The following is a 24,468-nucleotide window of genomic DNA, read 5'->3' on the forward strand; positions in this document are numbered from 1 at the left end:
GCAAGGGGAGAAGGGGGCGTTGGTGCTACCCCTGCGAGGGCGTGAACCGCGCCACCAGCGTGTGGCTTTCCGCAGGATAGATGAAGCGGACATGCGTCACCGGGTGCTCCGCGCTCCAGGTGCGGCGCTCGACCACAAGGCAAGGCGCGCCGGGATCGATATCCAGTGCGTCGGCGGTGTTCTCGTCGGCGGCCATGGCGCGGATACGGTGCTCGGCCTCGCTCCAGGGCACGCGGCCGATCAGCCAGGGGCCGGCCGCGATTTCAACGAACTCTTCGTCCCCGGCCTCCGCCACGGCTGACAGATTGATCAGCCGCTGCTCGAGGGCGAACGGCCGCTCGCCGGCAAAATGCAGGCCTTCGAGGCTCAACACCGGGCCAGGAGCGGAGAGCCCCAACAGCGTCCTGTCTTCGGCATTGCCGCGCCGTTTGACGCGTTCCAGTCGCTCGTAGCGATAGGGCAGCCCGAGCGCTTCGACCTCGATCCTGATGTCATGCAGTTCCAGCACAGCCGCTTGCGACTGCGGCTGGCGCACGAAACTGCCCGAGCGCCGCCGCCGCTCGATCAACCCGGCCTTGGCGAGTTGTGACAGCGCCTTGTTCACCGTCATGCGCGAGCAATTGTACTCATCCGTCAGTTCGTGCTCGAACGGAATGCGATGGCCTGGCGGCCAGGCGCCCGAAAGTATCTTTTCCCTGATGTCGGACAGGATACGCTGATGCAGCGAGATGGTCTCGCTGGCCTCGGCATCGTCTGTCTCGACAAGACTCATCGGGTATCAGCCTTGCGAAAGCGAGGTTATCACGTCGCGGAATCGCTTCGCGATCGCGTCACGCTTGGCATGCCTGCCGCCGCTGACCTGTTTTTTCCCGTGCACCCAGACGCAGTCGACCTTGCTGCCGTTGGCGAAGATCCAGGCGTCGAGGATCGCGTCGCCCGCCTTGCCGGCAAGCGAGGGGTGGCCGGCATCGAGCGAGACGAAGTCCGCCGCATCGCCGGCGGCAATCCGTGCCGGCCCGGCGCCGAGCGCGACGCTGCCGCCATCGAGCGCCGCATCGAACAGCGCACGCCCGGTCGAGCCACCGGCACGCGCCAGGACATTGCGGGCACGGTGGGCTAGGCGTTGCGAATATTCGAGCTGGCGCAATTCATCGGGCAGCCCGATCAGCACGTTGGAATCCGAGCCGACGCCGAAGCGGCCGCCATGTTCGATGAACAGCGGCGCCGCGAAAGTACCGTCGCCCAGATTGGCCTCGGTGATCGGGCAAAGACCGGCAATCGCGCCGCTCCGGGCCATCGCGACGGTTTCCGCCTCGGTCATGTGGGTGGCGTGTATCAGGCACCAGCGCTTGTCAACCGTGGCATGGCCAAGCAGGAATTCGACCGGGCGCGCGCCGGACCAGGCAAGACAATCCTCGACCTCCTTCACCTGCTCGGCGACGTGGATGTGGATCGGTCCGCCCGGCGCCATGGCGGCGACCTCACGGAGTTCTTCGGGCGTTGCCGCACGCAGGCTGTGCGGCGCGACGCCGACCACGCCTTGATTCAAGGAGCGAACGGCTTCCCGGCTCTGTTCAACAAGCCGGGCGAAGCGATTCACGTCGTTGATGAATCGCCTCTGGCCATCGTTCGGCGTTGCGCCGCCAAAGGCGGAATGCGCGTAAAATACCGGCAGCAGCGTCAGGCCGATGCCCGTGTCGCCGGCCGCGGCAGCGATGCGCTCGGCCATTTCGGCGAGGTTGGCGTAGGGTGTCCCGTCGCGGTCATGGTGCAGGTAGTGAAATTCGCCGACGCGCGAAAAGCCGGCTTCCAGCATTTCGACATAGAGCTGGGCGGCCACGGCCTCGACCTGATCGGGAGTCATCGACAAGGCGAAGCGGTACATCACCTCGCGCCAGCTCCAGAAACTGTCGGCGGAGGGGCCGCGCAACTCGGCCAGGCCCGCCATGCCGCGCTGGAAGGCGTGGCTGTGCAGATTGGGCATGCCGGGCAGCAGGATGGAATGGCGTTCGTCACCGGCATGGGCGGATGTGCCAGCCTCGACCGTGGCTATGCGTCCGCCCTCCAGGGTGATCCGCACATTGTCCTGCCAGCCTCCGGGCAGCAGTGCCTGTTCCGCAAAGATCGCCGTCACGTCCAAACTCCCGAATTCGAATGCAAGCGCGATGATGCCACTTGCGTCGCGTTTCAATATGTATATACATAATCGCCATCCTTTCAAATGGAAAAGATGATGGGTGGAGAAAACAGGAAGAGCGGGCTTCGGCTCTGGCGCAACGCGCGGCTGGCGACCTTGGCGCAGGGCGCGCCTGGTCTCGGTATCGTCGAGAAGGGCGCGATCGCTGTTCGCGACGGGCTCATCATCTATGCCGGCGCCGAAGCCGATATGCCGGCTGCTGCCTTGCATGGCGCCGAGACGGTCGATTGCGAAGGACGCTGGATCACGCCGGGTCTGATCGACTGCCACACGCATCTCGTCTATGCCGGCAATCGTGCCAACGAGTTCGAGATGCGGCTGGCCGGCGCCACCTATGAAGAGGTGGCGCGGGCAGGGGGCGGCATCGTCTCCTCGGTCAAGTCACTGCGTGCGGCCAGCGAGAGCGAGCTCGTCGCCCAGACGCTGCCGCGCCTCGATGCGCTGATCGCCGAAGGCGTCACATCAGTAGAAGTCAAGTCAGGCTACGGCCTCGATCTTGAAAACGAGAAGAAATCGCTGCGCGCCGCCCGCCGGCTGGGCGAGGAACGCCCGGTCACCATACGCACAACATGTCTGGCCGCCCATGCACTGCCGCCCGAAGCCAAGGGCGACAAGGATGCCTTCATCGATCTGGTCGCCGAAACAATCCTGCCGGCAGTTGCCGCCCAAGGCCTGGCCGATGCGGTGGATGGCTTTTGCGAAGGCATCGCTTTCTCTCCGGAACAGATGGCCCGCGTTTTCGACAAGGCAAAAGCGCTCGGCCTGCCGGTGAAGCTGCATGCCGACCAGCTTTCCAACCTGCATGGCGCTGAACTCGCCGCCCGATATGGCGCGTTGTCGGCCGATCATCTCGAATACACCGACGAGGCGGGCGCCGAGGCAATGGCCCGGGCCGGTACCGTGGCCGGCATTCTGCCCGGGGCGTTCTATTTTATCCGCGAAACCAAGAAGCCGCCGATCGAGCTGTTCCGCCACCACGGCGTGAAGATGGCTGTCGCTACCGACTCAAATCCCGGCACCTCGCCGCTGACGTCGCTGCTGCTGACCATGAACATGGCTGCGACGCTCTTCGGCATGACCGTCGATGAATGCCTGGCTGGCGTCACGCGCGAGGCCGCCCGCGCGCTGGGTCTGCTCGACAAGGCCGGCACGCTGGAAGCCGGAAAATCCGCCGATCTCGCCATCTGGGACATCGAGCGTCCGGCTGAACTCGTTTACCGCATGGGCTTCAACCCGCTCCATGCCCGCATCTGGAGAGGACAATGACCGAACTCGTACTGAAGCCTGGCAATGCAACGCTGGCCGACTGGCGCGCCATTTACCGGGGCGCCGTGCCGAAGCTCGACGCCGCCTGCCGGCCAAAGATCAAGGCCAGTGCCGAGGCTGTCGCGCGCATCGTCGCCAAGGGCGAGCCGGTCTATGGCATCAACACCGGCTTCGGCAAGCTGGCCAGCGTGCGCATTCCGGCAAGCGATCTCGAAACGCTGCAGCGCAACATCGTGCTCTCCCATGCCGCCGGCGTCGGCGAGCCGATGCCGGTCGCCGTCGTCCGGCTGATGATGGCGCTGAAGCTCGCCAGCCTGGCGCAGGGCGCCTCCGGCGTCCGCGCCGAGACCATCGAACTGCTCGAAGCGATGCTGGCCAATGACGTCATTCCGGTCGTGCCGGCGCAGGGATCCGTCGGCGCTTCCGGCGACCTCGCGCCGCTGTCGCATATGACGGCTGTCATGATCGGTGTCGGCGAGTGTTTTACCCCGCATGGCCGTTTCCCGGCCAAGGTCGCCTTTGTCTCGCACGGGCTGGAACCGGTCACCCTTGGCGCCAAGGAGGGGCTGGCACTGCTCAACGGCACCCAGTTCTCGACGGCTTTCGCGCTGGCCGGCCTGTTCGAGGCCGAAGTGCTCTACCAGTCGGCTCTGGTCGCCGGCGCACTGTCGACCGACGCCGCCAAGGGTTCGGACGCTCCCTTCGATCCGCGCATCCATCTGCTCAGGAAGCATCGCGGCCAGATCGAGACGGCTGATGCGCTGCGCAACCTGATGGCCGGCAGCGCGATCAGGGAATCGCACCGTGTTGGCGATGAGCGCGTGCAGGATCCCTATTGCCTGCGCTGCCAGCCGCAGGTGATGGGCGCCGCGCTCGACGTGCTGCGCAAGGCGGCCGACACGCTGGAGACCGAGGCCAACGGCGTAACCGACAATCCGCTGATCTTCGCCGATGACGATACCGCGCTTTCCGGCGGCAATTTCCATGCCGAGCCGGTGGCCTTCGCCGCCGACATGATCGCGCTCGCCGTCTGCGAAATCGGCTCGCTGTCGGAGCGCCGCATCGCCATGCTGGTCGATCCGGCGCTGTCGGGCATGCCGGCCTTCCTGACGCCGAAGCCCGGCCTCAACTCCGGCTTCATGATCCCGCAGGTGACGGCGGCCGCACTTGTCTCGGAAAACAAGCAGAAGGCCTATCCGGCATCAGTCGATTCCATCCCGACCTCAGCCAACCAGGAAGACCATGTCTCGATGGCTGCCCACGGCGCGCGCCGGCTGATCGGCATGGTGGAAAACGCGACTGCCGTGATCGGCATCAAGTTGCTGGCCGCAGCACAAGGCTGTGATTTCCACCAGCCGCTCACCTCAAGCGAGGCTCTAGAAGCCGTCCGCAAGCTGGTGCGGGCCGAAGTTCCGCATCTCGACAATGACCGCCATTTCCACCCTGACATGGAAAAGGCGATCGCCATGGTGCGTAGCGGCGCTGCTGTGAAGGCGGCGAGCGCCGTTACACTGCCGGGAATTGCGTCGTGAGACAGCTAGCCTTGACAGGGCGCTGTAGAGCTCCAACGCGGGGAGGTCTCGCATGACGCCTTCCTGGCTGACGGTAAAGCAAGGCACCGCGCCTTTGCTGGTGTCGATCCCGCACACCGGCATAGACCTTGCCGGCATCGACAATAGTCTCGTCTCGACCTGGCTCGGCCGACGCGACTGCGACTGGTGGATCGACAACCTCTATGACTTCGCCAGCGATCTCGGCGCGACCATCGTCCATACCGCGATCTCGCGCACTGTCATCGATGTCAATCGCGACCCGTCCGGTGTCTCGCTTTATCCCGGGCAGGCGACGACCAGCCTGTGCCCCACGGACACGTTCGACGGCGATCCGATCTATCGCATGGGCGAGGAGCCGAGCCCGTCGGAGATTGACAGGCGGCGCGAGACCTATTTCGTGCCCTACCATTCCGCCTTGCAGACCGAGATCGACCGGCTGCGCGGCATCCACGAAAAGATCGTGCTTTACGACTGCCACTCCATCCGCTCGGTGCTGCCGCGCCTTTTTGAAGGCACGCTGCCGGTCTTCAATCTCGGTACCAATGACGGCAAGAGCACCGACCCGTCGCTGCAGGAAAAGGTCGCGGCCATCCTCGCCGGCACCGGCGAAAGTTGGGTCGTCAACGGTCGCTTCAAGGGCGGCTGGATAACCCGGAGCTTTGGCCAGCCCCAGAACGGCGTGCACGCGCTGCAGATGGAGCTCTCCAACCGCGGCTATATGCGTGAGCCCGAGGAGAAGGGCACGCCCGACAACTGGCCGGTGCCTTATGACGCGACTTATGCCGCGCCGATCCGCGCGACACTGAAGACTATTCTCCAAACCGCGATTTCCTGGGCTGAGCGCTGACGCCTCGCCGCCATCTTGAAAGGGAAGTGACGACATGACCGATCCCCGCCACAACATACGCGAAGTCCGTGCGCCGCGCGGCGACAAGCTCAACGCCCGCTACTGGACGACGGAAGCGCCGTTGCGCATGCTGATGAACAATCTCGATCCCGAGGTTGCCGAGAACCCGAACGAACTGGTCGTCTATGGCGGCATCGGCCGGGCCGCGCGCACCTGGAACGACTTCGACCGTATCGTCTCCTCGCTGAAGACGCTGGGCGAGGACGAGACGCTTCTGGTGCAGTCAGGCAAGCCGGTCGGCGTTTTCAAGACCCATTCCAACGCCCCACGCGTGCTGATCGCCAACTCCAACCTCGTGCCGCATTGGGCGACCTGGGAAAAATTCAACGAGCTCGATAAGAAGGGCCTTATGATGTACGGCCAGATGACGGCCGGCTCGTGGATCTATATCGGCACGCAAGGCATCGTGCAGGGCACCTACGAAACCTTCGTCGAGGCAGGCCGCCAGCACTACAACGGCAATCTCAAGGGCAAGTGGATCCTGACCGGCGGCCTTGGCGGCATGGGCGGCGCCCAGCCGCTCGCCGCCGTCATGGCCGGCGCCTGCTGCCTGGCAATCGAGTGCAATCCGGATTCGATCGATTTCCGCCTGCGCACCCGCTATGTCGACGAGAAGGCCGAGACGCTCGACGAAGCGATGGAGATGATCGAGCGCTGGACCAAGGCCGGCGAGGCGAAGTCGGTCGGCCTGCTCGGCAATGCCGCCGAGATCGTGCCCGAAATGTTCAGGCGCGGCATCCGCCCCGACATGGTCACCGACCAGACGTCCGCCCACGATCCCATCAACGGCTATCTGCCCAAAGGGTGGACGATGGCCGAATGGCGCGAGAAGCGCGTCAGCGACCCCAAGGCTGTCGAGAAGGCGGCCCGCGCGTCCATGCGTGAGCATGTCGAGGCCATGGTGGCCTTCTGGAATGCCGGCGTGCCGACGCTCGACTACGGCAACAACATCCGCCAGGTCGCCAAGGACGAGGGTTTTGAGAACGCCTTTGCCTTCCCCGGCTTCGTGCCGGCCTATATCCGCCCGCTGTTCTGCCGTGGCATCGGTCCGTTCCGCTGGGCCGCGCTCTCCGGCGATCCCGAAGATATCTACAAGACCGACGCCAAGGTGCGCGAACTGACGCCGGGCAACACCCATCTGCACAACTGGCTCGACATGGCGCGCAAGCGCATTTCGTTCCAAGGGTTGCCGGCACGCATCTGCTGGGTCGGTCTCGGCGACCGTCACCGGCTGGGCCTCGCTTTCAACGAGATGGTGGCCAAGGGCGAACTCAAGGCGCCTGTTGTCATCGGCCGCGATCACCTCGATTCCGGTTCCGTTGCGTCGCCGAACCGCGAGACGGAAGCCATGAAGGACGGCACGGATGCCGTGTCCGACTGGCCGCTGCTCAATGCGCTGCTCAACACCGCGTCGGGCGCCACCTGGGTGTCGTTGCATCATGGCGGCGGCGTCGGCATGGGTTTCTCGCAGCATGCCGGCATGGTCATCGTCGCCGACGGCACGCCGGAAGCGGCCAAGCGCCTGGAGCGCGTCCTGTGGAACGACCCGGCGACGGGCGTCATGCGCCACGCCGATGCCGGCTACGACATCGCCATTCAATGCGCCAAGGAGCATCAGCTCAACCTGCCGGGCATATTGGGCTGACCATGCGCGTTCTTCGTGCCGCCGACTACCGCGTCATGCCGTGGAAGAACGGCGGCGGCACGACGACCGAGATTATCGTTTCGCCCGAGGGTTCCGGGCTGGACGATTTCGAGTGGCGCGTCTCGATGGCCCGCGTCGAGGGCAGCGGGCCATTCTCCAGCTTTGCTGGCATCGATCGCACGCTATCGGTGCTGGAAGGGGAGGGGATCGTGCTCGACGTCGCCGGCCAGCCGCCGGCGCGCCTGACGGCCTCGTCAGCGCCGTTTTCGTTTCCAGCCGATCTGCCGACCAGTGCCGCACTGATTGCCGGCCCGATCACCGATCTCAACGTTATGACCCGTCGCGGGCGCGTCTTGCATTCGGTCGAGCGCCTGACCATCTCGGCGCCGATGGAAATCGGAGGCCAGGTCGGCCCGACCCTCATTCTTTGTCACAATGGTGAAGCCATTTTCCCAAGCTCAGGGCACACCCGTCTCGGGCCGCTCGACACGCTGCTGTTCGAGCGGGATGCCCCGACATTGCGGGTCGAACCCGCCGGGGATGCGACCCTGTTCGTCATCCGGATAATGCCCGCGGCCTGACGCTTTCGCGCCAACGGTTACCGCCTGTTTCCAAACATGATCGCGACGCCGGCGAAATATAGCGTAAGCTCGTCCCGGCATCACGAAAAAGCCTGAATCCTCTCCGTCGATCGATCCCAACGAGAGCGAGGGGCGCTCGTCTTTGAGTTTGGTCGAAAGATGACGCCCCTGTCGTGGTGCGGAAACAAACTTTCGGCATAGGGGTTTATGCAACCAATTGCATTTGAACCGGTTTTAGGGCCATTGCCGTGGCGGTGACGCCGCGACCCGCCCGCATACGGAATTTTCAATGAACATCCAGACGAACCCAGCCCAGATCGAGAAGACGAGCGCGAGCTTCCCGGCCGTCACGGAAGAGCCGATAAGATCGACTTATTTGCCGGAGGAACGTCTCCGAGTGCTGGGCGAGAGCCTGGCCAAGGGCGATCTCACCGACCTGTTCGGCCTGATCCCGTTCGATTTCCAGGCCCGCATCCGCGACAGCGCCAAGAAGATCCTCGAAGTCTACCGCTCCACCAATGCGGCGCAGGCCAAGGGGGAAACGATCACGCCGGCCGCGCAATGGCTGCTCGACAACAATTACCTGGTCGAGGAGACGATCTTCCAGGTCAAGCGCGATCTGCCGCGCCGTTTCTATCGCCAATTGCCGACCCTGAAACTGCCCGATGGCGGCACCGTGCCGCGTGCGCTGGCGCTCGCCTGGACCTATGTCGCGCATTCGGACAGTTCCGTCTCGGCGACCATGTTCAAGGCCATCGTCCAGGGATTTCAATCCGTCGAGCCGCTGAAGATCGGTGAACTCTGGGCGCTGCCGTCGCTGTTGCGCTTTGTTCTGATCGAAAACCTCCGCCGGCTGGCCGTCAGGGTCAACCGCACCCGGCAGATGCGCCAGATCGCCAACGATGTGGCCGACAAGGTGCTGGCGACGGACGACAATCCGGACCGTCAGGCGATCCTGGCGAATTTCGGCGCGCATGCGCAGGACACCACCTTTGCCACCCAGTTGCTCTATCGCCTGCGCGATGGGTCGCAGAATGCCGGCAAGGCGCTTGAGTGGCTGGAAGGCGAACTGGAAAAGACCGGCTCCGATGCCGAGGAGATCATCATCTCCGAGCATCAGACGCTGTCCAGCGGCAATGTGACGACCGGCAACATCATCCGCGGCCTGCGCCTCATCAACGACGTCGACTGGACGGTCTGGTTCGAAGGCGTCAGCCGCATCGACACGGTGCTGCGCGAACGCACCGATTTCGCCGCGCTTGATTTCTTCTCGCGCGATCAATACCGCACCGCGATCGAGGAACTGGCCCGCCGCTCGGATCTCTCGGAATATCGTGTCGCCGAAAAGGCGATCGAACTGGCAGGCCAAGCCGCCAGCGAACGGGCAGCCAGCGAACGCGCCGCCAGCGAGGCGGCAACGATCGGCGAGGGCGCCGAACCCGTGCCGGCGCCCTCGGCGCACACGGATGTCGGCTTCTTCCTCGTCGGCCCGCGACGGCTGGAACTGGAAAAGGCCATCGGTTACAGGCCCACGGTCAGCCAGACGGTCAAGCGCGCCTTTGCCAAGACCGGCTGGCTTGGCATTGTCCTGCCGGTCTTCGCGCTCACCGCCTTGCTGCTCGTGCTTTCGGGCAATGCGCTGGCTCATCTGGGCCTGTCGGTACCGTCGATCGTCCTGATGCTGGCTCTGTTTGCCGTGCCGGCGAGCGAGGGCGCGCTGGCCTTCTTCAACACCGTGGTCTCGCTGTTCCTCAAGCCGACACGCCTGATCGGTTATGACTACAGGCACGGCGTGCCGCCGGAGGCACGCACGCTGGTCGTGGTGCCCTCGCTGATCGGCTCGCGTGACGATGTCGAGGAGAACATCCGCAACATCGAAGTGCATTACCTGGCCAATCTGGCTGACGAGATCCATTTCGCGCTGCTGTCGGATTGGCCGGACAGCAAGACCGAGATCGATGCGGCGGACACGGAGATTCTTGAGTACGCCCGCGCCGAGATCGCCCGCCTCAACGCGCGTTACCCTTCGGAGGGCGCCCCGCGCTTCTATATCCTGCACCGGCGCCGGCTCTACAATGCCGCGCAAGGCTGCTGGATGGGCTGGGAGCGCAAGCGCGGCAAGCTGCATGAGCTCGATCTCCTGCTGCGCGGCGACAGCGACACCACCTTCCTGCCGCTCAGCGTCCCGCTGCCGGAGAAGGTAGTCCATGTGATGACGCTCGACGCTGACACGCGCACCACCCGCGATGCGGTGGCGACGCTGGTCGGCAAGCTTTGTCACCCGCTCAACCGGCCGCATTTCGACCCGGTCAAGCGTGTCGTGACCGCCGGCTATACGATCCTGCAGCCGCGTATCACGGCTTCGCTGACCAGTGGCGACGAGGCCTCGTTCTTCCAGCGCGTCTTCTCGGCCAATCGTGGCCTCGACCCTTATGTCTTCGCCGTTTCGGATCTCTACCAGGATGTCTTCAGCGACGGCTCGTTTACCGGCAAGGGCCTCTACCACGTCGATGCCTTCGAGGCTGCCTTGCAGGGCCGCATCGAGGAAAACACCATTCTCAGCCACGACCTGCTCGAGGGCGCGCTGGCGCGCGCGGCACTCGTCACCGATGTCGAACTGGTCGAGGACTATCCGACCCGCTATTCGGTCGATGCTTCGCGCCACCACCGCTGGGCGCGGGGCGACTGGCAGCTTCTCGGCTTCATATTCGATCCGCGCTCCGGGGTTCCCGCGCTGTCGCGCTGGAAGATGGTCGACAATCTGCGCCGTTCGCTGACCCCGATCTTCTGGGTCATGGCCGCCATCGCCGGGTGGACGCTGCTGCCCTTCACGCAGGCTGCCCAATGGCAGGCCCTGCTCATCCTCAGCCTGTTCATGGCGCCAACCTTCGACGTCGTTAACGCCATCCTGCCCAAGAGCGGCGACCAGACGCCGCGCGGCCATTTCTCGGCGCTCGCCCGCGACGTTGCCTTCGGCACCGCCATGGTGGCAATCAAGATCGTGCTGATGGCGCACAATGCCTGGATGATGGGCGATGCCATCGTGCGCACGCTCTACCGCTTGTTCGTCAGCCGCCAGAACCTCCTGGAATGGCGTACCGCCTCGCAGGCACACAAGGCGGGCGACAATGATGTCGGCTCTTACTATGGCATGATGTATGGCGCCGTGATCATCGGCTTTGTCGGCCTCGCCATTCCGGTGCTCGCCGATTCCACCGGCGCCTTTGTCGCCTTCTTCTTCGCTTTGTTCTGGATAGGCTCGCCGGCGATCGCCAGTTGGATCAGCCGCTCGGCCGAAACCGAGGACCGGCTGCGCATATCGCAGGCCGATATCCACGCGCTGCGCACCGTGGCGCGTCGCACCTGGCATTATTTCGAAAGCTTCGTCACCGAAGAACACCACAATCTGCCGCCCGACAATTTCCAGGAAAGCCCGGCTCCCGTGGTGGCGCCGCGCACCTCGCCGACCAATGTCGGCGTCTATCTCCTGTCTGTCGTGTCGGCGCGCGATTTCGGCTGGATAAGCCTTTCCGATGCCATCACCCGCATCGACGCCACCATGACGACGATTGAGAGCATGCCGCGCCACCGCGGCCATCTTTTCAACTGGTACGACACCACGACGCTGAAGCCGCTCTATCCGCTTTATATTTCGGCCGTCGATAGCGGCAATCTCGCCGGCCATCTGGTGGCCGTCGCGGCCGCCTGCGCCGAATGGGCGGAAGCCCCCTCCGTTCACCTGCAGGGCGATTTCGAGGGCATACTCGATACGGTGACCATCCTCAGCGAAAGCCTGGATGAACTGCCGGACGACCGCCGCCAGCTCAGGCCGCTGCGCCAGCGCCTCGTCGACCGCCTCGACGGCATGCGGCGCGCGGTCGATACAATCAAGGCGCAGCCGGAAATGGCCTCGATCCGCACTATCAATCTTGCCGTGCTGGCGGGTGAAATCCGCAAGCTGGCGACCGCCATCCATACCGAGGCGGCGTCGGCCCAGAGCGACGTCATCGTCGACTGGGCGGCCAGGCTTGAAGCCACCTGCGAGGCGCATGTGCACGACGCCCATAGCGACGAAAACGCCGTCGAGGCGCTGCGCGCCAAACTACTCACCTTGCGCGAGCGCACGCGCCGTTTCGCCTTCGAAATGGAATTCGCCTTCCTGATGCGGCCGGAGCGCAAGCTGCTGTCGATCGGCTACCGGGTCGAGGAGCATCAACTTGACGAAAGCTGCTACGATCTTCTCGCCTCCGAAGCCCGCCTGACCAGCCTGTTCGCGATCGCCAAGGGCGACCTGCCGACCGAGCACTGGTTCCGCCTTGGCCGTCCCATCGTCGAGATCGGCTTCCAGGGCGCGCTGATGTCCTGGTCGGGCTCGATGTTCGAGTACCTGATGCCGCCGCTGGTCATGAAGGAGCCGCAAGGGTCTATCCTCAACCAGACCAGCAAACTGATCATCAAGCGTCAGATCCAGTATGGCCGTCAGAAGAATGTGCCGTGGGGTATCTCGGAAGCGGCCTACAACGCCCGCGACCGGGAACTGACCTATCAGTACACCAATTTCGGCGTGCCAGGCCTCGGGCTCAAGCGCGGCCTTGGTCAGAACACCGTGATCGCACCCTATGCCACCATCCTGGCGGCGCAGTTCAACCCGCGTGAAGCCGTGCACAATCTGGCGCGTCTGCGCGAAATTGGAGCGATGGGCCCGCACGGCTACTATGATGCGGTCGATTTCACGCCGCAGCGCGTGCCCGAGGGCACCAACCACGCCGTCGTGCTGAACTACTATGCCCACCATTCCGGCATGTCGATCGCCGCGGTCGCCGACGCCATCTTCGAAGGCCGCCTGCGCGACCGTTTCCACAGCGATCCGGTCATCGAATCGGCGGAACTTCTGCTGCAGGAGAGGGCACCGCGCGACATCCCGACCGCGACTGTGCGCACAGAAGCGGATGAGCGCGCCAAGGACGAAACCGAGGTCGAGAGCCCCGACACCCGTATCGTGCTCGATCCCCTGCGGGCGCTGCGGTCGACCAATGTGATGTCGAACGGCCGCTATTCGGTCATGGTGACCGCGACGGGCTCCGGCTACAGCCGCTGGGGGGACCTTTCGGTCACCCGCTGGCAACCAGACCCGGTGGAAGACAGGCTCGGCTCCTACATCTTCCTGCGCGACGTCACCACGGGCGACTGGTGGTCGGCGACTTCAGAACCCAAGCGCGCGGTGGAGGAGAAGACCCAGACCCTGTTCTCCGACGACAAGGCGAGTTTCGTCAAATCGGTCGGCACCTTGCGCTCGGAAGTCGAGTGTATCGTCATCTCGGAAGGCAATGGCGAGGGGCGGCGGGTCACGCTCTATAATGAGAGCACCTCCGACCGCCACATCGAAGTGACCTCCTTTGCCGAACTGGTGCTGGGCTCCGAGGCGTCCGACAACGCGCATCCGGCCTTCTCGAAGATGTTCGTGGAAACGGAAATCGCAGGCAATAACGGGGCGATCTTCGCCACGCGCCGCAAGCGCGACACCAATGAGCCCGACATTTCGCTGGTGCATTTCGTCACCGATCCGTCCGGACCGGCGCGCGATGCCGAGGCCGAGACCGACAGACGAGCCTTCATTGGCCGCGGCCGCACCATCGTCGACGCCGCCGCGTTCGATCCGGGCGCCAGGCTCGGCGGCCATTCCGGCTTCACGCTCGATCCGATCGCCTCGTTGCGACGCCAGGTGCGCGTGCCGGCAAACAAGAAGATCTCGCTGACCTTCTGGACCGTGGTCGGAGCCAACCGTTCCGAACTGGAGGAAGCGATCAACCGCCTCGACCATCAGGAGAGCTTTGCCCGCCAGGCGATGCTGGCCTGGACGCGCAGCCAGGTGCAGACCCGCCATATGGGTTTGAGCCTGACCGATGCCGCCAACGTCCAGAAACTGGCGCGCTACCTGATCTATCCCGATCCGTTCCTGCGCCTGCCGGCCGAATCAATCGCCTCGGGGCTGGGCAAGCAATCGAGTCTGTGGCCGACCAGCATTTCGGGGGATTTCCCGATCTTCCTGGTCAGGATCGGCGACGTTGCCGATCTGGAGATCGTTGCCCAGGCATTGCGCTTCCAGGAATATATGCGCACCCGCGGCATGATGATCGACTTCGTGGTCGTCAACGAGCAGGCCTCTTCCTACGTTCAGGACCTGCAGCGCGCGGTGGAAACGCTGTGCGAAAACAGCCGCTTGCGCGGCAAGGAACTCGGGCCTCGCCAGCACATTTTCGCGGTGCGCCGCGATCTGATGGAAGAAACCACCTACAAGACGCTGCTCGCCGTCGCCCGCGTGGTGCTGCACACCCGCAACGGCACCATCTTCGACCAGATCGAACGGGCCGAAGCCGCCGCCCTGCAGGCTCGCGACGGTTTGCAGCCGGCCGGATTGCCGGGCCCTCGCGAAACGCAGGTTCCGGCGCCCATGGCGCATGCGTTTGCTTCGCCGGCGGTGGCGGATGTCAGCGCGGATGGTTCAGGTCTCACCCAGTGGAACGGCTTTGGCGGTTTCGACGGCGATGGGCGGCACTATGTCGTGCGTCTGGCCGGCCGGCGCACGACGCCGCAGCCCTGGATCAATGTCGTCTCCAACGCCTCCTTCGGCTTCCACACTTCGGCTGAGGGCGCCGCCTTCACCTGGAGCCGCAACAGCCGCGACTACCAGTTGACACCGTGGTCGAACGACCCGGTCTCGAACCGGCCCGGCGAGGGCGTCTATATCTACGACCAGGCCAGCGGCAAGGCGTTCTCGCCGCTCGCCGCCGTGGTGCGCGATCCCTCGATGACCTACGAGGCCTGGCATGGCCAGGGCTTCTCGACGTTCCGCTCGAAGCGCGGACCGCTGTCGATGGACCTGACCCATGTCGTCGACCCCATCGATCCGGTGAAGATCACCCGGCTGCGCGTCCAGAATTCGGGCTCGGTACCGGCGCGGTTGCGTATCTATGCCTATGCCGAATGGGTGCTTGGCGGACATCGCTCGCGTACGGCGGCAACGATCGTGCCGTCCCGCGACGGCGCCACCGGCGCGCTGCTGGCGCAAAATCCCTATGGGCTCGATTTCAGCGAGCGGGTGGCCTTCCTCGCCGCCGACACCGGAGTCCATTCGGTGACGACGGACCGGTCGGAGTTCCTTGGGCGGCATGGTTCCAGCGAGCTGCCGCAGTCGGTGCTGAGCGGTGCGGCGCTGTCGGGCCGTGTCGAGGCAGGGGACGATCCTTGCGCGGCGATCGCCCGCGATGTCGAGATTCCGGCCGGCGGCGATGTCACGCTGCTGTGGCTGCTCGGCGACGCCGAGTCTTCCGAGCAGGCGAGCGCGCTGGTCCAGAAGCATAGGGACAAGGATTTCGACCAGCGCCTGGCCGACAATGAGCGCGAATGGCGCGGCTTCCTCGACACCATCCAGGTCGAGACGCCGGACAAGGCGCTTGATGCCATGGTCAACCACTGGCTGCCCTATCAGAGCCTTGCCTGCCGCATCCGCGCCCGCTCGGCCTTCTACCAGGCCAGCGGCGCCTTCGGCTTCCGCGATCAGCTGCAGGATACGCTGGCATTGCTGGCGCATGATCCGACGCTGGCGCGCGACCAGATCCTCAATGCCGCGCGGCGGCAATTCCCGGAAGGCGATGTGCAGCACTGGTGGCTGCCGCGCACCGGAGCCGGCGTACGCACGATGATCTCGGACGATGTCGTATGGCTCGCTCACGCCACGGCCCGCTACCTCACGGTGACCGGCGACGCCGGCATCCTGAAGGCGCAATTGCCTTTCATCGATGGACAGGCGCTGGGCGAGGGCGAGCATGATGCCTTCTTCACCCCGGAAGTCTCGAAGAAGACCGTATCGCTCTACGATCACTGTGCCCGCGCGCTCGATCTGGCCATCAAGCGCAGCAGCCCTGCCGGCCTGCCGCTGATCCTCGGCGGCGACTGGAATGACGGCATGAACCGTGTCGGCGAACACGGCAAGGGCGAAAGCGTCTGGCTGGGCTGGTTCCTGCTGAAGACGCTTGGCGACTTCGCCGCCGTCGCCAAGAGCGAGGGCGACACCAAGCGGGCCCAGGCCTGGGCAAAGCATGCCGATGCCCTGAAGCGAGCGCTCGAGAGCACCGCGTGGGACGGCGAGTGGTATCGGCGCGGCAGCTTCGACGACGGCACGCCTCTGGGATCGCGCACCTCGCAGGAGTGCAAGATCGACTCCATCGCCCAGTCCTGGAGCGTGCTGTCGGGCGAGGGCGATCCGGCGCGGTCGACGACCGCGATGCAGCAGGCGACAAGGCTGCTCGTTGATGATGAGCTCAAGATCGTCAAGCTGTTCACGCCGCCCTTCTCCAGGACGGACAAGGACCCCGGCTACATCAAGAGCTATCCGCCGGGCGTACGCGAGAACGGCGGCCAGTACACCCATGCCGCCACGTGGTTCGTGATCGCGCTGGCCGAGATGGGGCTGACCGACGAAGCCTACCGCTGCTTCTCGATGCTGAACCCGGTCAATCACGCGTTCGACGAGGCTTCGACCGAGCATTATCGCGTCGAACCTTATGTGGTCGCGGCCGACATCTATGCCGCTGACGGCAGTGCGGTCGGTAACAAGGGAGGGCGCGGCGGCTGGACCTGGTACACGGGCTCGGCGGGTTGGCTATACCGCGCTGCGGTAGAAGGCATCCTCGGCATCGAGCGCCGAGGCAAGCAGATCACGTTTCGGCCGAAACTGCCCAGTCACTGGGAGGGCTATCAGGCCTCGCTCAAGATGCTGGGCGCCGAGATCAAGGTTCATGTCGTTCGCGACAAAAAGACCAAGACCATCTCGCTTGAAGTCGACGGTTCGAAAACAAAATCCGCTTCCTTCGAGCCGAAAGCCGGCGCTCAGACCGATATAGTGGTCAAGATACCCGCGTAAAATCAGAGGCTTGGTCAGGTTTTCGCGCGTCCTTCGGGGCGCGCGAAGCCGTCCATTGTTACTTGCGTGCGAACCGCCGCCACGCCTTCCAGCTGCCCTCGGACCAACTCTTGGGCAGCCTGTTGTGCTTAAAAATGTGGCAGTGGCCGGCCGCTGCCATGATTTCGCCGCAAGGCTGGCATTTCACCTTTTATCTCAAACCGTTAGGTGATCACGTCAGATTTCGTATCGTCGTCATCTTTTGTTCGCTAAATGGGAACGGAAGGGATAGACGGGCATTGTTTTGCGACGCATCAACCGTTACGTGTCGGGAAATGGTGCAGTGCACAATACTGGTATTGAGCACAATATAGAGTTGGCGGAGTAGCTGAAGTGTCACTTCTGCAGATCTATTGGAGAGCGCTGGGCTATCTGGCCGCCGACAAGAAGCGCGTCGCGCTGATTTGTGCGGCCAACGTCGCCCTTGCCGCCATCGCCATCGTCGAGCCGATCCTGTTCGGCCGGGTGATCGACGCGATTTCCACGAACGGGTCCGTTTTCTCGACGCTCGCACTGTGGGCCGGCCTCGGCGCTTTCAACGTCGTCGCCTTCGTGCTGGTAGCGCGTGGCGCCGACCGTTTTGCCCATGCGCGGCGCAGCGAAGTGCTGTGTGAGTCCTTTGAGCGCGTGATCACCATGCCGCTCGCCTGGCACCACCAGCGCGGCACCTCCAATGCCCTTCATACCCTTTTGCGCGCTGTCGAGACGCTGTTCAGCCTCTGGCTCGAATTCATGCGCCAGCATCTTTCCACGGCCGTTGCGCTTGTCCTGCTGGTTCCGACGGCGCTCAGCATGGACGTGCGCATGTCGATGGTCCTGCTCGGGCTCGGCGTGCTCTATGTCGGCATCGGCCGCCTGGTGATGAAGCGCACCAAGGAAGGTCAGGCCGCGGTCGAGCGCCACTACCACAAGGTGTTCGCGCATGTGACGGACTCCGTCAGCAACGTCGCCGTCCTGCAGAGCTACAACCGTCTGGGCTATGAGGCCGAGACGCTGCGCCGCTACGTCAAGAACCTGCTCGATGCCCAGAACCCCGTGCTCGACTGGTGGGCCATCGCCAATGCGCTCAACCGCCTGTCGTCGACGATCTCGATGATGGTGGTGCTGCTGATCGGCGCCTATCTGGTCACCCACGGCCAGCTGCGTGTCGGCGACGTCATCGCCTTCACCGGCTTCGCCACGCTGCTGATCTCGCGGCTCGACCAGATGTCGGCTTTCGCCAACCAGATCTCGGAAGCCCGCGCCAAGCTCGAGGAGTTCTACAAGCTCGAGGATTCGGCCGCCGACGCCGCCGAGCCGGATGGCTTGCGCGATCTCACCAACGTCACCGGCCATGTCCGTTTCGAGGATGTGAGCTTCGAATTCGCCAATTCGGGGCAGGGCGTCAGCGACGTCTCCTTCGAGGTCCAGGCCGGCCAGACCGTGGCCATCGTCGGACCGACCGGTGCTGGCAAGACCACGCTGATCAATCTCTTGCAGCGCGTGTTCTCGCCGTCCAGCGGCCGGATCCTGATCGACGGCATCGACACCCGCACCGTGACCCGCAAGTCGCTGCGCCATTCGATCGCCACCGTGTTCCAGGATGCCGGGCTTCTGAACCGCTCGATCGAGGACAACATCCGGGTCGGCCGCGCCGACGCAACCAATGATGAGGTGCACGCCGCTGCCCGCGCCGCCGCCGCGCAGGACTTCATCCTGGCCAAGAGCAATGGCTATGATACGGTGGTGGGCGAACGCGGCGGCCAGCTGTCGGGCGGCGAGCGCCAGCGCATCGCCATCGCGCGCGCCGTGCTCAAGGATGCGCCGATCCTGGTGCTCGACGAGGCGACCAGTGCGCTCGACGTCGAAACCGAGGACCGCGTCAAGGAAGCGATCGACGAGCTGCGGCGCGACCGCACCACCTTCATCATCGCCCACCGCCTGACCACCGTGCGCGACGCCGACCTGGTCGTGTTCATGGACAAGGGCAAGGTGGTCGAGATGGGCGGCTTCGCCGAGCTGTCGCTGCGCAATGGCCGCTTCGCCAGCCTGCTGCGCGCCGGCGGCTTGCTCAATGACGAGGAAGTCCGCCGCCTCAGCCGTTCGGTCAACGAAGCAGCCTGATTGAACAGCGATCTCCTTCTCCCATCTGGGAGAAGGAGATCGCCTTACTCCCTCGATTGCCGAACATACGCTGCCGGTCTATGTAAGGCCGCATGAGCGATACGACTTCACGTCTCACCGGCTGGGCCGACCTTGCCAACCCGACACGGTTCGTGGCGCTGGCCGACAGGCTCGTGCCGTGGCTGGCCTCGCTCGCCACGCTCATCCTGGCGGCCGGGCTCTATATGAGCTTCACCGCGCCGGAGGACTTCCAGCAGGGCATCACGGTCCGCATCATGTACATCCACGTGCCTTTCGCCTGGCTCGCCATGATGTGCTACTCGCTGATGGCGGTTTCGGCGCTCGGCACGCTGGTCTGGCGCCATCCGCTGGCCGATGTTGCGCTGAAGTCGGCCGCGCCCATCGGCGCCGTGTTCACGGCGCTGGCGCTGATCACCGGCTCGATTTGGGGCAAGCCGATGTGGGGCACCTGGTGGGTGTGGGATGCGCGCCTGACCTCGGTCTTCGTGCTGTTCCTGATGTATCTCGGCATCATCGCGCTGACCCGCGCGCTCGATGACGCAAGCCGCGCCGCCTGGGCTGCCGCCATCATCACGCTGGTCGGCTTCATCAACATCCCGATCATCAAATTTTCGGTCGACTGGTGGAACACGCTGCACCAGCCGGCCTCTGTGTTTCGCATGGACGGCCCGACCATCGACCCCAGCCTGCTATGGCCGCTGCTGGTGATGGCTGTCGGCTTCACGGTGCTGTTCTTCGCCTTGCACCTGATGGCCATGCGCACCGAGATCCGCCGCCGCCGGATTATCGCCATGCGGCGGGTGGCGGCGCGCCAGGCCGAAAGGCCGGCCTGAGGCTCAGCCCATCAGTCCCCGTGCGGCCACCGGCAGCGTTTCCACGACCTTGTCGCCGTCGATCAGGTTGACCTCATTGAAGAGGTTCGTCACCACGCAGCAATGGTCGGGCACCACGCGCACGCGCTGGCCGATGCGCAGTCCTGCGTTGTCCGAAAGCGTGACCGTGCCATGCTCCTCGCTGAGGCCCGTGACCAGCGCGCCGGGAACGCCGAGCAGTTCGCCGAAATCCTTCAGTCCCAGCGTGTCCGAGGACAGCGCCTTGCTGCCGCTATCCAGAATGGCGCGGGTGGGTGTGGGATGGCTGACGACCGTCGCCAGCACCGTCAGCGCGCAATGGTCCAGAGTGCCGACGCCCTTGGCGACCTGGTAGCGGTCGAGATAGATGTAGGTGCCTGGGCGGTATTCGGTAACGACTGACGTGTCGGCGGAACGCCACATGTCGGGCGTGCCGCCGCTGGAGACGCGCTCGCAGGCGAGCCCCGAGGCAGCCAGCGCCTGCTTTGCACCGGCCAGCCAGCTTTCTGCTTCCGCCGCGCGGCCAGCGGCCGGATAGGTCATCAGCCCCCCGAAGGTGAGGCCGCTTGCCTTGTCGATCACCTTTGCCAGCGCCACCGCCTCATCGGTCGTCTGTACGCCGCAACGGCCCATGCCGGTGTCGCATTCGACCAGCACCGACAAGGGATGGCCGGTATCGGTGAACGTGGCCGCGAGCCCTTCCAGCGTTTCCTTGCTGTCCGCCGTCACCGACAGGGTGACGCGGCCGTGCAGCGCCTTCAACCGTTCCAGCTTGGCGCGGCCAAGGATGTTGTAGGGCAGAAAAATATCGGTCAGCCCGGCGTCCGCCATCACCTCGGCCTCGCCGATCTTCTGGCAGGTGATGCCGACCGCACCGGCGGCCATCTGCTTCTTTGCCCAATAGGGCAACTTGTGCGTCTTGATATGCGGTCTGAGCTTCAGTCCGTTCCGGTCGGCATGCGCCTGCGCGCGGGCAATGTTGGCTTCGGCGCGAGCGGCGTCGATCAGGATCGACGGCGTATCGAGGTCGTGGATCGTCTGCATCGGCTGTCCCTGTGAAAACTCGCTGGCGTTATGAGCCTCAAAGCCGGCGATGTCACGTGGCCACAGACGCGGAGCTGTAGGCCATGGGTTCGCGTTGCAAACGCAGGCCCGGCGGGCGCATGGATCGACACCGAACCCGTGTTCGGCTATGCGGATTTACCAGACAAATCGACACGAGGGTCACGATCATGAAACGCTCCGCCATCAACGACATCATCCGCGAAGCCGACGCTTTCATCCGCTCGTTCGGCTACATCATGCCACCCTTCGCCTATTGGTCGCCTGAAGAGATGAAGGCGCGCCAGGTCGATTCCTCGGCCATCTACACCTCGCGTCTCGGCTGGGACATCACCGATTACGGCCAGGAGAAATTCAAGGAGCTCGGCCTGTTTCTGTTCACGGTGCGCAACGGCCGCTACGAGGACATGAAGAAGGGGATGGGCATGCTCTACGCCGAGAAGATCATGATCTCGCGCAAGGACCAGCTGTCGCCGATGCACCGCCACAACATCAAGGCCGAGGACATCATCAACCGCGGCGGCGGCAAACTTGTGCTTGAACTGTTCATGCACGACCGCGACGGCGGCATCGATCCCAAGGCCGAAGTGTCGGTGCCGGTAGATGGAACCATCCACAGGCTGCCGGCGGGTGGCCTGCTGAAGCTCGATCCAGGCCAGAGCGTCACGCTGCTGCCCGGCGTGTGGCACGCCTTCTGGGCCGAAGGCAAGGACGTGCTGATCGGCGAAGTCTCGACCGTCAACGACGATCTCACCGACAATGTCTTCCGCGAGCCGATCGGCCGCTTCTCCAACATCGACGAGGACGTCGCCCCCATGCATCTGCTGGTGGCGGACTACGAGAAGTGGCTGGCCTAGTTCAGGCGCCCGAATACATGCGCCGGTCCGCCGAGGCCGGCGTCACCTCAATGACAGCAGCTTGCCGCTGATTGCACGCTCGTCCGGCACAAGCAGGATGAGCTGATCGGCACATCCGCCTTGGCCATCGCTGTGGCAAGTTTTGTCTGCAAAGTCGGCAGCTCTTCGCTCCCGCCGCGTCGCCTCAGACATTCCACCAGCCCGTGCAGCGCCCAGACATTGTCCGGATGTTGCGCGCAGCGCTGCACCTTGCCGCTCAAGCCCAGATCGTGGCGGTACACCTGCTCGGCCTCCCCGGCGTGACCCTGGTCGAGAAGCAGCGCCGCCAGAGCATGGCGCGGCGGATGCATCCACGCCCATGGCTCGGTGTAGGAGAGGTTATCGTCCAGTTCGACCGCTTGCCGCAGATGGGCGTAGGCCTCCTCGTGCCGGCCCTGATGGTAGGCGAGTTCGCCGTCGAGCAGGGCTGCGCCCACGGCCAGCGAAGCGCGAGCCGGATTGCTGAGAAAACGCCGTTCAGCCGGAATGCCCGCCACATGCCGATGGAACCGTTCGCGCTCGCGCTCGGCCTCGGCGAACTGCCCTAGCGTCGCATGCGCAACACCCTTGGCGTAATGCTGCATGGCGGCCGTCAGCACATAGAGGCCTGGTTCCGCGACCGCCGGTTCTTCAATGATCTCCCGCCAGCGGCCGAAACGCACCTGCACATGCGATTTCATCGCATGATAGCCTTCCACGGTCTGGGTAAGCTTTGGCCGGTCGGGCAGGGCAACCACGTCGCGCGTAACCAGCCCGCGCACCTTGTCGGCGGCCCACAGCGCCGGCCTGTGCTGGCCAAGGAACATGCAGGTGAACATCATCAAATGCAGGTCGTGGCAGCAGCCGAGCAGGTAATAGGTCGGCTCGTCGGCATAGGCGAGATAGAGATCGTTGGCGCGCACCGCCTTCTCGCTGGCGAGCTTGGCCTTTTCATATTCGCCGCACAGCACGTAAATGTGGCCCGGCATGTGGTTCATGTGCCCGGCATCGGGGCACATCTCACCCAGCATTGCCGCCGAGCGCAGGCCGCGCTCCGGCTGGGTCGACATTTCCAGGAGATGGATGTGAAGGTGCAGGATCGCCGGATGCTGCGCGATGCCGGCCGCGTCTGCAAGCCGGATCGAGCGCTCGCAGACGTCGAGCGCCTCCAGCACATCCGAGTTCGGCGCCGGCGCTCCGGTCTTGAGGTTCCACAGCCGCCGCACCGTGCGCATCATCAGCGCCTCGACCAGCAGCGCCATCACATCATGATCGTCGGGAAAGCTTTGGTAGACCTGCCGCATCGCCGCCGCGTAGGCGTCGTCCCACTGCTCGAATTCCTGCGGGCTCACCCGATGCGGCTGCTGGAACCGGCTGGCCAGCGCCTCGATCAAGTGCCGTTCGACATCGCTGGCGCAAGCCGCGTTCGCCCGCGCGAGTTGCACATGCTCGAAGCAGCGCTTCGTCGCGCTGTTGGCCTCTGCCTCGCCATGCTCCTTCCAGGTCAGATTGTAGAAAGGCCCGGCGGCATAGGCGATGCCCCAATGGACCATCGGGCAATCAGGGTCGGTTTCCAGCGCCTTTTCGAAGCACTTGATGCCTTCCTCGTGGTTGAAGCCGTAGCACCAGTTGAGCCCGATATCGAACCAGCGCTGGGTCTCGGCTGAAGGGGTGGAAATGGTGCGGCGGTAGGTGCCGAGATCGAAGCGGTCCATGGAGTCTCGTTCAATTTTGGACGGTTGTCTTAGATATCATCGCCACCGGCTGTTCTCCCAAGTGGCACCTCATTTTGCCATCCGGCCAGCTCCGGCAGGTCGTCGAGCCAGCTTTTCTCTGTCATCCCGGCGTCGCCGGCCTGCGGCTCAATCTCGACGGCGTTTTGAAGAAGCCAATCCATCCACTTGCGATAGGCAGCCGCATCCAGTTGGGGCGGCAGAACCTTCGCCTTGGCCAGCATGCGCTTGCGGAAACTGACTTGCCGGCGAAGTTTGGTCGTCGTGAACTTGATGGCCTTGCCCTGGTATTCAACCATCCAGCGATCATTCCCATGGCTGGTGATGCGGTCGATGGCGAAACCGCTGTCGACCGGCCTGTCCCGCCAGGGAAGCTCGATGGCACTCTTCCTCAAATCGAGTGCCCATCGCCTGTAGTCGGCTCCGCTGCGTTGCGACGGCAGCACGCCGGCCTGTTCGAGTATCTTTCTGCGGAAAGTCGGCTGCTTCTTGATCTGGCCGGTGGTGAACTCGACGCGATGCCCGCGAAATTCGACGTGCCAGCGGATCCTGCCATTGCCCGTATATTTCACCAGCCTGTCGATGACGAACTCGTCATCGGCGAGCGTCACGCAACCCTGGCGGATGCTTTCGAGAATGTACTGGCTGTCAGTGGGCATGACGCTGCCTCGCGCGGGATTCTCGGTAAGCATAGGCGATGCACAATGGAACA

General features: G+C 64.3%; 14 protein-coding genes. 9 read left to right on the forward strand and 5 right to left on the reverse strand.

Annotation, left to right across the window (positions count from 1 at the left end; translation table 11 throughout):
* Nucleotides 1-25 precede the first annotated feature (25 nt).
* The gene (hutC, locus tag J0I79_RS11405) at nt 26-772 is read right to left on the reverse strand and encodes a histidine utilization repressor (RefSeq protein ID WP_292857813.1); all 747 of its coding nucleotides are present in this window, start codon (nt 770-772) and stop codon (nt 26-28) included.
* A gap of 6 nt (nt 773-778) precedes the next feature.
* Nucleotides 779-2,134, reverse strand: coding sequence for a formimidoylglutamate deiminase (locus tag J0I79_RS11410; RefSeq protein ID WP_292857817.1), 1,356 nt, complete (start codon nt 2,132-2,134; stop codon nt 779-781).
* Nucleotides 2,135-2,233: 99 nt separating this feature from the next.
* On the opposite strand from J0I79_RS11410, the gene hutI reads away from it, so the two are divergent.
* The 8 genes from hutI to J0I79_RS11450 all read left to right on the forward strand — a co-directional run bounded on the left by hutI (nt 2,234) and on the right by J0I79_RS11450 (nt 20,068).
* Complete coding sequence (hutI, locus tag J0I79_RS11415) at nt 2,234-3,463, forward strand: imidazolonepropionase (protein WP_292857820.1); 1,230 nt, start codon at nt 2,234-2,236, stop codon at nt 3,461-3,463.
* Nucleotides 3,460-4,995 (forward strand): histidine ammonia-lyase, encoded by a 1,536-nt coding sequence (gene hutH / locus J0I79_RS11420; RefSeq protein ID WP_292857823.1) that lies wholly within the window; start codon nt 3,460-3,462, stop codon nt 4,993-4,995. The genes hutI and hutH overlap by 4 nt, the downstream gene beginning before the upstream one ends.
* A 52-nt stretch (nt 4,996-5,047) precedes the next feature.
* Nucleotides 5,048-5,863, forward strand: a complete 816-nt coding sequence (hutG, locus tag J0I79_RS11425) for an N-formylglutamate deformylase (protein WP_292857826.1) — start codon at nt 5,048-5,050, stop codon at nt 5,861-5,863.
* 34 nt (nt 5,864-5,897) lie between these two features.
* The gene (gene hutU, locus J0I79_RS11430; protein ID WP_292857828.1) at nt 5,898-7,568 is read left to right on the forward strand and encodes a urocanate hydratase; all 1,671 of its coding nucleotides are present in this window, start codon (nt 5,898-5,900) and stop codon (nt 7,566-7,568) included.
* Between the two features lie 2 nt (nt 7,569-7,570).
* A complete protein-coding gene (locus J0I79_RS11435; protein WP_292857831.1) occupies nt 7,571-8,149 on the forward strand; it encodes a HutD family protein in 579 nt (192 codons plus the stop codon).
* 289 nt (nt 8,150-8,438) lie between these two features.
* Nucleotides 8,439-17,072: a glucoamylase family protein gene (locus J0I79_RS11440; RefSeq protein ID WP_292857834.1), complete on the forward strand. Its 8,634-nt coding sequence runs from the start codon at nt 8,439-8,441 to the stop codon at nt 17,070-17,072.
* Between the two features lie 372 nt (nt 17,073-17,444).
* Nucleotides 17,445-19,214 (forward strand): glucan ABC transporter ATP-binding protein/ permease, encoded by a 1,770-nt coding sequence (locus J0I79_RS11445; protein ID WP_292857837.1) that lies wholly within the window; start codon nt 17,445-17,447, stop codon nt 19,212-19,214.
* Between the two features lie 92 nt (nt 19,215-19,306).
* On the forward strand, nt 19,307-20,068 hold the full coding sequence (locus J0I79_RS11450; RefSeq protein WP_292857840.1) for a heme ABC transporter permease: 762 nt from the start codon (nt 19,307-19,309) through the stop codon (nt 20,066-20,068).
* A 3-nt stretch (nt 20,069-20,071) separates the two neighbouring features.
* Here J0I79_RS11450 and J0I79_RS11455 read toward each other — a convergent pair whose 3' ends face one another.
* Nucleotides 20,072-21,130 carry a D-TA family PLP-dependent enzyme gene (locus J0I79_RS11455; RefSeq protein ID WP_292857843.1) on the reverse strand — a complete coding sequence of 353 codons (1,059 nt, stop codon included), beginning with the start codon at nt 21,128-21,130 and terminating at the stop codon, nt 20,072-20,074.
* Between the two features lie 188 nt (nt 21,131-21,318).
* On the opposite strand from J0I79_RS11455, the gene J0I79_RS11460 reads away from it, so the two are divergent.
* Nucleotides 21,319-22,005 (forward strand): D-lyxose/D-mannose family sugar isomerase, encoded by a 687-nt coding sequence (locus tag J0I79_RS11460; protein ID WP_292857846.1) that lies wholly within the window; start codon nt 21,319-21,321, stop codon nt 22,003-22,005.
* 47 nt (nt 22,006-22,052) lie between these two features.
* Here the strand turns inward: J0I79_RS11460 and J0I79_RS11465 are convergent, their stop codons facing one another.
* Both J0I79_RS11465 and J0I79_RS11470 read right to left on the reverse strand, forming a co-directional pair.
* Nucleotides 22,053-23,738 carry a hypothetical protein gene (locus J0I79_RS11465; RefSeq protein WP_292857849.1) on the reverse strand — a complete coding sequence of 562 codons (1,686 nt, stop codon included), beginning with the start codon at nt 23,736-23,738 and terminating at the stop codon, nt 22,053-22,055.
* A gap of 29 nt (nt 23,739-23,767) precedes the next feature.
* The gene (locus J0I79_RS11470) at nt 23,768-24,415 is read right to left on the reverse strand and encodes a hypothetical protein (RefSeq protein WP_292857852.1); all 648 of its coding nucleotides are present in this window, start codon (nt 24,413-24,415) and stop codon (nt 23,768-23,770) included.
* Nucleotides 24,416-24,468 lie beyond the last annotated feature (53 nt).

Origin of the sequence: Mesorhizobium sp. (assembly GCF_017306585.1) — a bacterium.
Taxonomy (GTDB): domain Bacteria; phylum Pseudomonadota; class Alphaproteobacteria; order Rhizobiales; family Rhizobiaceae; genus Mesorhizobium.